This is a genomic window from Nonomuraea basaltis (assembly GCF_005893125.1).
Taxonomy (GTDB): Bacteria; Actinomycetota; Actinomycetes; order Streptosporangiales; family Streptosporangiaceae; genus Nonomuraea; species Nonomuraea basaltis.
In genome coordinates this window covers 1-12,847 of record NZ_VCJS01000040.1, presented here as the reverse complement: position 1 = coordinate 12,847, position 12,847 = coordinate 1, and the positions used below count along the sequence as shown (strand labels likewise).

The 12,847-nt window shown below is 69.6% G+C and carries 12 protein-coding genes; 3 read left to right on the top strand and 9 right to left on the bottom strand.

Going from position 1 to position 12,847, the window contains the following annotated elements; all coding sequences use genetic code 11:
- Window positions 1–23 precede the first annotated feature (23 nt).
- Entirely contained in the window at window positions 24–743 is a 720-nt protein-coding gene (locus EJK15_RS20390) for an SDR family NAD(P)-dependent oxidoreductase (RefSeq protein WP_138712053.1), read from the bottom strand.
- 125 nt (window positions 744–868) lie between these two features.
- Between EJK15_RS20390 and EJK15_RS20385 the strand changes: the two genes are divergently transcribed.
- The 3 genes from EJK15_RS20385 to EJK15_RS20375 all read left to right on the top strand — a co-directional run bounded on the left by EJK15_RS20385 (window position 869) and on the right by EJK15_RS20375 (window position 4,678).
- Window positions 869–1,141: a WXG100 family type VII secretion target gene (locus tag EJK15_RS20385; RefSeq protein WP_171074428.1), complete on the top strand. Its 273-nt coding sequence runs from the start codon at window positions 869–871 to the stop codon at window positions 1,139–1,141.
- A gap of 71 nt (window positions 1,142–1,212) precedes the next feature.
- The gene (locus tag EJK15_RS20380; RefSeq protein ID WP_171074427.1) at window positions 1,213–2,355 is read left to right on the top strand and encodes a S8 family serine peptidase; all 1,143 of its coding nucleotides are present in this window, start codon (window positions 1,213–1,215) and stop codon (window positions 2,353–2,355) included.
- A 103-nt stretch (window positions 2,356–2,458) separates the two neighbouring features.
- Window positions 2,459–4,678 carry a serine/threonine protein kinase gene (locus tag EJK15_RS20375; RefSeq protein WP_138712051.1) on the top strand — a complete coding sequence of 740 codons (2,220 nt, stop codon included), beginning with the start codon at window positions 2,459–2,461 and terminating at the stop codon, window positions 4,676–4,678.
- Window positions 4,679–4,765: 87 nt separating this feature from the next.
- Here the strand turns inward: EJK15_RS20375 and EJK15_RS20370 are convergent, their stop codons facing one another.
- The 8 genes from EJK15_RS20370 to eccCa form a co-directional block, all read right to left on the bottom strand.
- Complete coding sequence (locus EJK15_RS20370; RefSeq protein WP_240777089.1) at window positions 4,766–5,053, bottom strand: YbaB/EbfC family nucleoid-associated protein; 288 nt, start codon at window positions 5,051–5,053, stop codon at window positions 4,766–4,768.
- A 13-nt stretch (window positions 5,054–5,066) separates the two neighbouring features.
- Window positions 5,067–5,456 carry a YbaB/EbfC family nucleoid-associated protein gene (locus EJK15_RS20365; protein ID WP_138712049.1) on the bottom strand — a complete coding sequence of 130 codons (390 nt, stop codon included), beginning with the start codon at window positions 5,454–5,456 and terminating at the stop codon, window positions 5,067–5,069.
- On the bottom strand, window positions 5,456–6,364 hold the full coding sequence (locus tag EJK15_RS20360; RefSeq protein ID WP_138712048.1) for a hypothetical protein: 909 nt from the start codon (window positions 6,362–6,364) through the stop codon (window positions 5,456–5,458). Before EJK15_RS20360 ends, EJK15_RS20365 begins: the two co-directional genes overlap by 1 nt.
- Before the next feature lie 5 nt (window positions 6,365–6,369).
- Window positions 6,370–6,867, bottom strand: a complete 498-nt coding sequence (locus EJK15_RS20355; protein WP_138712047.1) for a hypothetical protein — start codon at window positions 6,865–6,867, stop codon at window positions 6,370–6,372.
- 88 nt (window positions 6,868–6,955) lie between these two features.
- The gene (locus EJK15_RS20350; protein WP_138712046.1) at window positions 6,956–7,153 is read right to left on the bottom strand and encodes a hypothetical protein; all 198 of its coding nucleotides are present in this window, start codon (window positions 7,151–7,153) and stop codon (window positions 6,956–6,958) included.
- Window positions 7,154–7,241: 88 nt separating this feature from the next.
- Window positions 7,242–8,360, bottom strand: a complete 1,119-nt coding sequence (locus tag EJK15_RS20345) for a transglycosylase SLT domain-containing protein (RefSeq protein WP_138712045.1) — start codon at window positions 8,358–8,360, stop codon at window positions 7,242–7,244.
- On the bottom strand, window positions 8,357–8,707 hold the full coding sequence (locus EJK15_RS20340) for a hypothetical protein (protein WP_138712044.1): 351 nt from the start codon (window positions 8,705–8,707) through the stop codon (window positions 8,357–8,359). The genes EJK15_RS20345 and EJK15_RS20340 overlap by 4 nt, the downstream gene beginning before the upstream one ends.
- A gap of 28 nt (window positions 8,708–8,735) precedes the next feature.
- Window positions 8,736–12,716: a type VII secretion protein EccCa gene (gene eccCa / locus EJK15_RS20335; protein ID WP_138712043.1), complete on the bottom strand. Its 3,981-nt coding sequence runs from the start codon at window positions 12,714–12,716 to the stop codon at window positions 8,736–8,738.
- Window positions 12,717–12,847: the final 131 nt, after the last annotated feature.

Genomic DNA, 12,847 nt, shown 5'->3' with positions numbered 1-12,847 from the left:
GGCGTCCGTCCTTCCTGTAGGAGTCAGCGGCCCAGGTACGCGCCGCCGTTCACGTGAAGCACCTGCCCGGTGACGTGCCTGGCTCCCGCGGAAGCCAGGTACAGAACCGTATCCGCTACGTCAGCTGGAGTGCCAGGGCGGCCGTTGCGGGTGTTGTCCACGCGCGCCCTGATGCCCTCCTCGGTGAGGCGGCCGCGGAAGAACTCGGTGTCCAGCACCAGGCCGGGGGAGACGACGTTCGCGGTGATGCCCCGGGGGCCCAGCTCGGCGGCCAGGTCGGCGGTCCAGGACTCGATGGCGGCCTTGGCGGCGCCGTACGAGCCGGAGCCCGTGCCCCGCGCGGCGATGGAGCCGATCGAGATGACCCGGCCGCCCTTGTTCAGGCGCGGCGCCAGCGCGGCCGTGACGAGCACGGCGGACATCAGGTTGGCGTTGAGGTTGGCCCACCACGCCTCGGCCACGTCCATGAGGTCGTCCGACTGCCTGCGGTCCAGGTTGGTGTTGCCGCCGGCGTTGTTGACCAGCACGTCCACCTGTGAGGGGAGCTCGGCGAGCGACTCCTTCACGGCGACGGGGCTGGCGGCGTTGAAGGCCGCGTACGCCGCGCCGAGGCGTTCTGCGGACTCCTTCAGCACGTGCTCGCGGCGCCCGGTGATCGTGACGTGATCCCCCAGCGAGGCGAACGCCGCCGCGATCGCGTATCCGATCCCGGTGCCGCCGCCCGTCACCACAACTTCGCGCATGGCCGGACAACTCCCGTTGAACCCGAATCTTCCTCTGGAAGACCATAGCCGCTCGGCATAACCAGGACGACGGCCGGTGCCCGCCTTTAGTGTGAGGGCGCTTTCACACGGTCCAGGAGGTATGCATGAGCCACAGTATGCTCGGCGGCGACCCCGCCGAAATGCAGCAGATGGCCAGCCAGTTCACGCAGCAGTCGGAGGCCGTCCGCACCACGATGACCGCGCTCGACCGCGAGGCGGCCAAGGTCGGCACCGCGTGGACGGGTCCGGGAGCCCAGCGTTTCCAGCAGGCCTGGCAAAACTACCGGACGGCCTTCCAGCGGATGACCGAGGAGCTTCAGGAGGCTTCGCGGGTCATCGGCTCCTACCGGCAGAACATCGAGTCCGCCACGAAATGATCGACGGGCAGGGCCCTGGCCGCCATGTCGGGGCTTCTGTCTACAAACCGGGCAAGCTACGCTTTCCCGCCATGATTGGTCGCGCCCTCATGGCGAGCCTGCTCGCCCTGCACCTCGTCGCGGTCCCCGCGGCGGCCGCGCCCGAGGACTGCAAGCCGAAGAAGGGCACGCTGAAGCTGCCCGCCAGCGAGCCGTGGGCGCAGAAACGGCTCGACATCAAGAACGCCTGGCGGCTGACCAGGGGCTCGGGTGTGACGGTCGCGGTCGTCGACAGCGGCGCCGACTACCATCCGCAGGTCCAGATCTCCAAGATCATCGACGAGACGCACACTGGCTACCGCGACTGCGTGGGCCACGGTACGGCCGTCTCGGGCATCATCGGCGCCCGTCACATGTCCGGCGTCCCCTTCCACGGCGTCGCGCCCGACGCCGGCATCGTGATGGTCAAGCAGAGCAACAAGACAGAGGGCGACATCAACAAGCTGGTCAGCGCCATCGACGACGCGGTCGCGGCGAAGGCCGACGTGATCAACGTCTCCGTGCGCGCCTCCGACCACTCCGCGCTGAGGGCCGCCGTCCAGCGGGCGATCGACAAGGACATCGTCGTGGTCGCCGCCGCCGGGAACGTCACCGGCCCCGACGACGAGGACGTGCCCGCCTATCCTGCGGCGTACGAGGGCGTGCTGGCCGTGGGCGCGGCGACGCCCGACGGCCGCCGCGCCGACTCCTCCAACGCCGCCACCCCGGTCGGCGTGCTCGGCCCCGGCACGGACATCACGGCTCCATGGCCGGGCCGCGGCTACATGCGCGGCCTTGAGGGCACCAGCTTCGCCGCGCCGTACGTGGCGGGCACCGCCGCACTGGTGCGGGCCCGTTTCCCCGGGCTCAACCAGGAGCAGGTACGCCGGCGCATCATCGCCACCGCCGACGGCACGGCCGGCGCGGGCACCGGGACGGGCATGGTGAACCCGGTGCTCGCGGTCACGGCCGTGCTGCCCTATGAAGGCGCCAACGCGCCCGTGGTCGCCGAGCCGCCGCCCGTCGCGCTCCCGGCCGAGGCCATCGCCAAGGTCCCGCCCCGCGACGAGACCGCCGTCGGCGTCTCCATGGCGGTGGGGGCCGGCGTGCTGATCGCGATCATGGTGGCCGCCGGGCTCGCGCTGCTCGTACCGCTGGGACGGCGGAGGGGCTGGCGTGCAGGGCGCGCTACCTGAACGTTTCCAGCCGATGAATTGTCAATTGGCCAGTGAAACGGGTGATGCAAAAGTGGTGGGTTTGGTTGAATGTCCCTTTGAGATCGTGGTTTGACTGAAAGGGATGAAGATGCACCCCCTGCGGCCGGGTGATCCCGAGAAGCTGGGCGCGTACGTCATATCAGGACGACTGACCGATGGGCCACGTGGTGTGGCCTACCTCGGCAAGGAGTCGGACGACGCGCCCTTACGAGTGATCAAGTTATTGTCGCCTGATCCGGAGACGGGCAGCGACAACGTCGCTCGGCTCACCGGAGTGCAACGCGTAGCCAGTTCGTACGTCGCCAGAACGCTGGATGCCGGCAAGCACGGCGACCGGCCCTACGTGGCGCGTGAGCACGTCGAGGGGCGCAGTCTCGCCGAGGTCGTGGCCGAGGACGGCCCGCTCGACGCCGACGCGCTCGAACGGGTGGCGGTGGGCGTGCTGACCGCGCTGACCGCGGTGCACCTGGCCGGCATCACGCACCGCGGGCTGACCCCGCACAACGTGATCATGGGGCCCGACGGTCCCCGGGTGACGGACGTCGACCTGGGGGAGCCCGCCGGCGAGGTGGGTTACCGCGCGCCCGAGCAGGTCAGGGGGCTGGCGTACGGGCCGTACGCCGACGTGTTCGCCTGGGCCACGACGGTGGTGTTCGCCGCGACCGGGAATCCGCCGTTCGGCCAGGACGCCGAGGCGGTGCTGAACGGGCAGCCCCAGGTGGGGAACCTGGGCGAGCCGCTGCGCCGGGTGGTGCTGTCGGCGCTGGCCAAGGACGTCACGGCGCGCCCGACCACGTACATGGCGCTGCTGCAGCTTCTCGGGGACAAACGAGGCGCGGCCGCCGGGGTCATGACGCAGAAGCTGCCGCCCCAGCCGGGCGCGCCGCTCGAGGGCGTTCCCATGCAGGGACTGCCGCCGGTCGAGGGCCTGGCCGTGCCGGGGGTGCCGGTCGAGGGCGGGCCGCAGGCGGCGGGGCAGCCCATGCCGTCCCAGCCGTCATGGGGGCCGCCGACCGCGCTGGAGGGGTCCCAGGGGCCCGGCCACGGCATGCAGCAGGCCGCGCCGCCGATGGAGGGCGTGGCGCTGCCGCCCTCCGGCCCCATGTGGGAGCCGCCGCGCGAGCAGGCGCGGCAGGCGCCGGTCCCCGGGCATACGGTGCCCTCACGCCCGCCTCGCAGGTTCCCGGTGGGGCTGGCCGCCGCGGTGGCCACGCTGGCGCTGATGTCCGGTGTGGGGTTGTGGGGCGCCAACCAGTACGCCTCGACGCAGCGCTTCGAACCCGTGGCCGCGGCCGGGACCCCGACGAGCGACACCGCCGCGGGGGCCGACGGGGCGAAGAACGGGGTCACGCAGCCGGGCGAGAGCCGGCCCGAGCAGAACCAGCCCGAGCAGAACCCGCCCGAGGTGACCGTGCCGTGGGGGAACACGCCGAGCGCCGACCCGGACGACGTGGGCCCGATGGTGCTGCCGAACGACTGGACATCGCAGTCGCCCACGCCGCCCGAGCTCAGCACCGTGCCGACGCCCCTGCCGATCAACACCCAGCCGGTCACACAGCCGGTCACACAGCCGGCGACCGCCCAGCCGACGACCGCCCAGCCCACGTCGGCCCAGCCCACGGTGACCGTGACCAAGGACAAGGACAAGGACAAGGACAAGGAGCCTTCGCAGAGCCCGACCCCTTCGGAGGTCTCCAGCCACAGGCTGGAGGTGACTCCTTCTCCGTCCGAGACTCCGACACCGGCTCCCACGCCGACCGTCACCGTCACCGTCACGCCCACCCCGACGGCCACGGCGACCGAGCCCCCGAAGGCGACTCCGACGGCGAAGCCGACCGCGACCGCAACGCCCAAGCCGACCGCGACGCCGACCCGTACGGTCACGCCGACCCGCACGCCGACCCACACGGTCACGCCGACCCGCACGGCGACAGTGCAGCCGCCCAAGCCGACCACGACCAGCCCTCCGCCGCCGACCCGCAACCCCCACACGCCGACCCAGGTCTGTGGACCGGGCTTCAACGTGCAGCGCTCGCAGTCCTTCCAGGGCGGCGAGACCTTCCAGCTCTACAACATCGCCACCGGTGAGAACTGCGTGGTCACCATGAAGACCGTGGACGTGGGCAAGGCCACCAAGGTGAGCGCCACGCTCGAGGTTCTGGGTGGCGGCAGCCGGACCGAAACCGGCGACTTCCAGTTCTACGCCGGACCCGTCAAGCTGCCCGCCAAGGGCAAGTGCGTGAAGTTCTCCGGCAGCGTCGGCTCCACTGGCACCAGCGCGACCTGGGCCAACTGCAGCTGACCCGCACCGCGAAACCCCCTCCGGGCATCGGTCCCGGAGGGGGTTTCGAATAATTTGGGCCCTGCCCCATGCCGGTCGGTCAGGCGGTCACGGGTGGAGCGTGTTCATCAACTGGCCCTTGGAGGCCGCCGCGGCCTCCTCCGCCTGCGCAATGGCGGCCAGGATCGCGTCGGCGAGCCGGGTGGCGTCCAGGCGTTTCCTGCTCAGCGGGCTGATCTCCAGCGTGAGCAGGGTGCCGAGCGCGTCGGTCGTGGCCACGATCCGGCCCTCTTCAGCGCGTCCCACGAACTGCCGCGCGCTCCACTCGGCCACTATCTCCTCGGCCCGTCTGGCCTTGCCGGCCAGCTCCTCCAGACGCGCCATCGCGTCGTACATCTCCTGCACGGCCTCACCCCTCCCGCAGCACGCGCTGGACGTGTGGGGCCAGTGGGTCGGCTCCGGATTCGGGAGCCGCCGGCACACCCAGGCCCGTCGTGAACTCTGTCAGCCGGTCGCCCATCGCGGCCCGTGCTGCGGTGACCGCCTCCATGACGGCCTGGGCCAGCTCCACGTGGTCCAGGTTGCGCATGGTGCGCGGGTCGATGGTCAGCCCGAGCAGGCGACCGCCGGCACCCGAGACCCGGGCCCGCACGGCACCCGTCCCGTCCATGCCCTCCAACCGCTCCTGAGCCAGTTCCTCCAGCGTCCTGTTCAGCGCGTCGGTCCAGCCGTTCACCTCGCGCAGCAGCTTGGTGACGTCGCCCTCTCTGCCTTCCGCGAAGGCGTTGATCTCTGTCATCAGTCCTCATCCGTCGGCGTATCGACTGGAGCGTCGGGGTGCTTCGCGGGAATCCAGAGGTCCTTCGGACTGTCCTCGTCCGACAGCACATCCGCGAGACCGAGTTGGCGCTGCCCCAGGTCCGGATTTCCGGACATGTAGTAGGCGGCCCTCAGGTCGTTGAGCTTGAGCTCCGTCTTGTTCAAGGAGCTTTCATTCGCGCTGACGATGTCGGAGAACTGCTTGACCAGGTTGCCGAGCAAGCCGGTAAAGGCGGTGGCCTGGGCGACCAGCACCGCCCGGCCGAGGGGATGGGTGGCGCTCATGGTGGCCAGGGTCCGGAAAATCGGCGCGGAGGCGGCGTAGAGGCTGAACACCGACAGGTCGTACTGCAGCACCTCCCAGAACTGGCCGTGCATGCTGCTGCTCATCTCGTCGCTGACCGACTTCTGCGCCTTGAACATGTCGTCGAGGCTGAACCGGACATGCCGCGCCAACATGTCGGACGCGTGGCCTTTCCAGTTCGGCGAGACCTGCTCGAAGTACCCGCGCCACACGTCCATCCTGCTGCCATCGACGGAGCCGGACATGTCCTTCCACGTCTCGCGCTGGTCGTAGTACAGGAACGGGTCGCCCAGGTTGAGTGTGGCCACCACGTCCAGGGCGAGCGCCGCTGCGCCCAGACCGGACATCGCCAGCCCACCTCTGACGCTCACCCGCGCCGGCGTCAGCTTGGCGATCAGTTCCTTGAAGAAGCCGGGGTTGGTGCGGGCCGCGGTGGCCGGCCTGGCGGCGCTGCTGGAGGAGGGGACTGAGTGGGTACTCGTGACGTTGCCGTTGCGGTTGGCGATGTAGAACTGCTGGTTGCCCGGGGGAGGCGTGGTCTGGCCGGGCACAGTGAGCTTCGGCGGCTCGGTGGGGGTCGACATCTCACTCAGTTCTTTCCGCCGGGCTGGTTCGCGGCCCGGTAGTTTTCCACCGACTTGTGGACCTTGTCGCTGTCGTTACTGAGGACCGTTCCCATGATGCCCGCGGTGTCGCTCCATATTTCGGCGATGTTGTTGAAGCGTCCGACGTACGGCTGGGCGATGAGCGGAATCCCGGTAAGGGGACCGTGCCATTCCCCGAGGCGCGGAACCGACTGCTTGAGCCCGTGCATGTTCTCGGACGAGGCGGCCATGGCTCCGGCCATCCCGGTGATGTAGCCGAGTTCGACCTCGTAGCCGGGGAGGTCGGATTTTCCGCCGGAGCTGTCATCACGCTGGCCGGAGTTGTTCGCGGGCTTGCTGGGGGTGGCCGGCGCCGAGGGTTGCCGCAGGGACGGTGGCAGGCACGCCGGCGGCGGGCACTCGGGGGTGTGCGGGCACGGGCTGACCAGCGAGGGCAGCGGAGTGGGGGTAACCGAAGGGGTCGGCGTGGGCGACGGCGTCATGCTGGGGGACGGTGACGGTGACGGTGTCGTCGGTGTGGGTGTGGGTGTGGGTGTGGGTGTGGGTGTGGGTGTTGGTTCAGGTGTGGGTTCAGGTGAGGGTGACGGTGTCGTGCTGGGTGACGGCGTCATGCTGGGCGACGGTGACGGTGTCCCGCTGGGTGACGGTGACGGTGACGGCGTCCCGCTGGTCGGCGATGTGCCGGGAGTGGGCGTCGAAGTGGTCGGCGAAGCGCTGCTCGTAGGGGAGGCGCTGGGAGACGGAGTCGACACCCGATCTTTGTATCACCGGGGAATGTCGCATAATTTGGCATTCGGCCAGGTGAAGGGCAATAGGCAATCACATTTCAGATGATCGTAACCTGGCGTTTCCTTGCTCAGTAGGGCTTGTAGCCGCCTCCGCTTTCCAAGGAGGCGATGCCGGGATGGTTGCCGAGGTTGCCGTAGCGGCTGTAGGTGTACAGGACACCCGCGATGATGTTGTCCACCGGCTCCCGGATCTTGTCGTAGCCGGGCAGGTTGTGCCTCTCGAACGTGGGCGGGATGGTCTGCATCAGCCCCTGGGACGGCACGCCCTTCTTGGCGTTGATGTCCTCGGTGTTGATCGCGTTGGGGTTGCCGCCGGACTCGTGGAAGATGATCGTCCAGATGCGCTGGATGTCCGCGGGGTCGTTCGGGTCCAGGTCACTCACGTTCAGCCCTCGCTTCCGCATGATCGAGGCCATCTCGGGCGACTTGATGATCGTGAGCGCCTGCTTGATCCAGTCGACGACCTGGGCCTTGGGCGCCGGGGCGTTGCCGTACGACGACGGCGCGCCCGCGCCTCCACCACCTGCGCCGCCTCCGCCCGTGGGGCCGGTCAGGCCGCCCGGGCTGTCCACCGAGGAGAGCGTGGTGGTGGATTTGTAGCTGCCGATCCTGCTCCAGTCGACCTTGTGGTCGCCTTCCATGAAGTCGGCGCCGCCGGGCCTGCGGATGCTCTTGAAGAAGCGGAGCCCTCCGTCGAGTTGCCCGTTGAGGGCGTTCTTGGCGGCGGTCACGGCCTCCTGGGCGTTGCTGATGGCGGTGTTGGCCTTGGTGACGGGATTGCCGCCGAGTTGCGCCGTCACGTGACCGTCGATCTCGGACCCAGTGGCGTCGCGATGTTGGTCCTTGTAGGCCGCCTCCGCCGCTCTCGCCCGCGTGAGCAGTCCCTCGATCTCGTCGTAGGCGCTCTCCAGCTTGGTGGCGGCGTCGTCGAGCGCCGAGGCGCACGAGGTGAGCGCCCCCTTCAGGTTCTGTCCCGCTGTCGGGTAGGCGGCCATGTAGTCGGTGAACTCCTGAGCCGAAGCGCCCTGCCAGGCCTTGCCGACCTCGCTGACATATCCGGGGAGCCGGTTCGCCGAGGTGGAGGCATGGTCTCCGACCGCTCGCAGGCCCGAGGCGATGTTCCTGATCGCCGCCGGGTCGCCGTCGACGTCCTGCAACCGCTGTTCCAGGGTCTGGACGATGCTCATGCGCCGGAGGCCCTCTCGCCCGTGCGGAAGTTGGAAGCGACTGTGCCCAGCGCCCCTTCGACGTCCTTCATGCAGCTCTGCGCCCAGCCGAGCTCGGTCTTGACCTTGCCCCAGACATCATCGATCTTGGTGGCCAGGTCGCTCGCGCCCTCGAGTTCGCCGAAGATGCCGGCGCTGGTGCTGTCCTTCGGCGGGGTGGTCTTGCCGTCCACGAACGCGTCGTTGAAGTCGAGCATGTTCCGGACTTTGAGCACCTCTTGCCGGCACTCCTCGATCGCTTGGACGTGCACATCCACAAAACCCATGGAACTCCCCGGCCGGTTGTGAATCAGGCGAACGCCGAGCATAACGAACAGTGTTGGGCCCAGTCATGCACTACGGCTGCTCCAGGTAGGCAGTCTGGATCAAGCGGGAGCCGTACCTCCTGTCGACGTAGAAGCCGCGGCCGACGGGCAGCTGCTGCGGGCGGATGTTGCCGAAGAGCTGGCCTTCCTCCCTGTTGCCGGACATGATCAGCGCCGGGCTGGCCATCTCCTTCAAGCGCTGGACGGCCGGGTCGAACATGGACCGGCTGGCGCCGCCGCTCTGCCTGGCCAGCACCAGGTGCAGACCGATGTCGCGGGCCTGCGGCAGCAGCTCGGCCAGCGGTGCCAGCGGGTTGTTGGACGTGGCCACGAGATCGTAGTCGTCCACCACGATGTACAGGTCCGAGCCCTGCCACCAGCTCCGCCCACGCAGCTGCTCCGGTGTGAGGTCGGCCGGGGGCAGGCGCTTGAGCAGGGCCTTGCGGGCGTCCTGGATCAGCTCGGCGGCGGCGGTGCTGGAGGCGGCATAGCCGATGCGGTGCTCGGTGACCGCGGTGTCCAGCAGCGCACGCCGGTAGTCGATCACGATCATCATGGCCTCGCTCGGCGTCTTCCTGGCGACCACGCCCTCCATGATGAGCTTGAGCACGTTGGACTTGCCGCACTCGGTGTCGCCGAACACGATGAAGTGCGGGTCGGTCTCGAAGTCGAGCACGACGGGCGCGAGCGCGTTCTCGTCGATGCCGAGCCCGATCCGGTGCGGGCCCGTCAGGTCCGGCCCCGGCATGGAGGCGGCGGGCAGCAGCGACGGCAGCAGGCGCACCGGCGCCGCCGACGGCCCCTGCCAGGACTGCCGCACGATCTCCACCAGCGACCGCATCCCCTCCGACACGTCCTCGGCGGTGAGCTGTCCGTCGATCCGCGGCAGCGCCGCGAGGAAATGCATGCCGTCCCTGGTCAGGCCGCGCCCCGGCACGCCTTCGGGGACGGCCATGGACGCCTTCCTGCTGATCTCGGACTCGTACGCGTCGCCCAGCTTGAACTCGATCCTGTTGCCGAACAGGTCCCTGATGCCCGGCCGGAACTCCGACCACTTGTTGGTCGCGGCCACCACGTGGATGCCGTACCCGAGCCCGCGCGCCGCCAGGTCGGTGATCACCGCCTCCAGGCTCTCGAACTCCTGCCGGATCGTCAGCCACCCGTCGACGACCAGGAACACATCGCCCCACCCGTCGTTCTGGATGCTGCCGTCGGCGACCATCCGCCGATAGGTGGCGATGGACTCGATGCCGAGCTCGGCGAAGCCCCGCTCGCGCTGCTGCAGCAGCGCCGACACCTCGGCGACGGTCCTGCGCACCCGGTCGGCGTCGAGCCTGGTGGCCACGCCGCCCACGTGCGGCAGCCCCTCCAGCGCCGCCAGACCGCCGCCGCCGAAGTCCAGGCAGTAGAACTGCACCTCGCGCGGCGTGTGGGTGAGCGCCATGGAGGTGACCAGCGTGCGCAGCACGTTGGTCTTGCCGCTCTGCGTCCCGCCGGCCACGCCGATGTGCCCGGCTGCTCCGGACAGATCCAGCCAGTACGGATCCCGCCGCTGCTCGAACGGCCTGTCGATGATCCCGACGACGGCGTGCAGCTTGCCCCTGCCATGCCAGCCGGGCGTGGACAGGCCGAGCTCCGGCGTGACCGAGAGCGGCGGCAGCAGGTGCGCGAGCGTGGGCGGCTCGCCGAGCGGGGGCAGCCAGATGCGGTGGGCCGCCGGGCCGTGTCCTGCCAGGCGTCGCACGACGACGTCGAGCAGGCTGGACTGGGAGGAGCGCTCGTCCACCTCTGCGGCCGGGGTCTCCTTGGGCTGCTCCTTGACGACAGGAAGCGGCACGTAGGCCGAGCCGTACTCCACGACCTGGCGCAGGATGGTGTGGCCGTCGTCGGAGCCGGGACGGCGAGGGTCGGCCTGGATGGGGCCCGACACGTACGCGGCCTTGAACCTGGTCATGCCGGTGGTGTCGAACTTGAGGTAGCCGTTGCCCGGCGCGGAGGGCAGCTCATAGGCGTCGGCCACGCCCAGCACCACCCGGCTCTCCATCGCGGAGAAGGTCCGCAGGCCGATCCGGTACGACAGGTGGGTGTCCAGACCGCGCAGCCGCCCCTCCTCCAGGCGCTGCGAGGCCAGCAGCAGGTGAACGCCGAGCGAGCGGCCCAGGCGGCCGATCATCACGAACAGCTCGATGAACTCCGGCTTGGCCGACAGCAGCTCGCTGAACTCGTCGAGCACCACGAACAGCGTCGGCATCGGGGCCAGCTCCGCCCCTTGCTCCCTGGCCCGCTCGTAGTCGCGCAGCGAGGCGAAGTTGCCGGCTGAGCGCAGCAGCTCCTGCCTGCGCACCATCTCGCCGTGCAGCGCGTCGTGCATGCGGTCGACCAGGGGCAGCTCGTCCTCCAGGTTGGTGATGACCGCCGAGACATGGGCGAGCGAGTCCAGCCCGAGGAAGGTCGCGCCGCCCTTGAAGTCGACCAGGACGAAGTTGAGTATCTCTGAGGAGTGCGTGACCGCCAGGCCCAGCACCAGCGTGCGCAGCAGCTCGCTCTTGCCGGAGCCGGTGGCTCCGATCACCAGCCCGTGCGGCCCCATGCCGCCCTGCGCGGACTCCTTGATGTCCAGCTCCACGACCCGTCCGTCGGCCCCGAGCCCGATCGGCACCCGCAGCCTGTTGCGCCCGGCCCGCGCCCGCCAGGTGATCGCCGGGTCCAGGTGGCTGGGGTCGCCGACGCCCAGCAGGTCGGTCAGCGTGGTGTTGATCGACAGCACGTCCTCGGCCTCGCCGCCGGAGGACGCCGAGGCCCGCAGCGGCGCGAGCTGCCTGGCCAGGCCCTCCGCCCGCATGTAGTCGAGCCGGTCGGGATCGCCGAGCCGCGTCCCGTGCTCCTTGCCCGCGTGATCGATCTTCACCATGTGGAACCCGTCGGGCCGGACGTCCAGCCGCAACGTGTTGTTCTCCTCCACATCGGCGGTCGAGCCGGACAGGTCGATCACCGTCACGCCCTGGATGGCGTCGGTGCCCAGCTGGGAGTCGTGCGGCACGTGCCCGCCGTCCACGATCAGCACGTGGTACGGCAGCGCGTCGGCCGCCGAGCCCGGCCGGAACCGGGCGCGTTCCTTGAGCTCGCCCCCGACCAGCCGGTCCAGCTCGCCCATGTTCTCCGTCATCAGCCGCACGGGGCCCGCCGCGTCCACCTCCTCGGGATGCAGCGCGTGCGGCAGCCACTTGACCCACTCCCAGTGCGGCATCCAGTCGGCACCGGCGCACACCATGATCCGCATGTCGTCAGGCGAGTGGAACACGGTCAGCTGGGCGATCACGGCCCGCATCAGGTCGCGTACGGCGACCGGGTCGCCGGTAACCCTGATCCGGGCGAACGAGCCGAGCGCCACGGCCACGGGCAGCTCGGACACCGTCGAGTGCGCCCTGACGAACCTGCGCAGCGCGCCGGCCGACAGCGCGTCCAGGTCCTCGACGGGCTTGGAGTCCGGCGGGATGAGCTGGATGGCCAGCTTCTGGACGCCGGTGCCGAGCCGTACGGTGGCGAAGTCGTCGTCGCGCGAGCGGCGCTCCCACAGCCGGGGGCCCATGGCGATCCACCACAGGGTGTCGGGTTCAGGACCGCTCCACTCCAGGGCCTCGCGTTGCTGCTTGGCCGCGCGCCTTGTCCGCTTGCGCACCTGGCTCAGGTAACGGAAGTAGTCGCGGCGGGCGCCGTTCAGCTTGTACTTGCGCTCGCCCGACTGGCGGCCGACCTGGCCCAGCGTCATGCCCACCATGGACAGCGCGAACAGGCCGCTGGCCACGTACATGATCGGGTTGGAGTTGCCGAAGGAGGTGAACATCAGGGCCATCGCGGCCGCTCCCGCCAGCATCGGCAGGTAGGTGAGGACCATCGAGAAGCCCTGGCTCTGGACCTCGGGGATCTCGGGAGGCGACTCAAGCAGGATCTCGCCGCGCGGTGGCTTGGGGCCCGGACGGCGTTCAGGTCGGCGTACGACGACGATGCTCATCGAGACGTTCTTACCAGAAGAGACCAGATATGTTCTCTGTTGTCCGTGACCAACGGTGGGGACGGAGAGTTTAGATGGGACACATTGTTCAGGGACCTCCGCCCGGTCCGCCCCCGGCCCAGGGACCACCC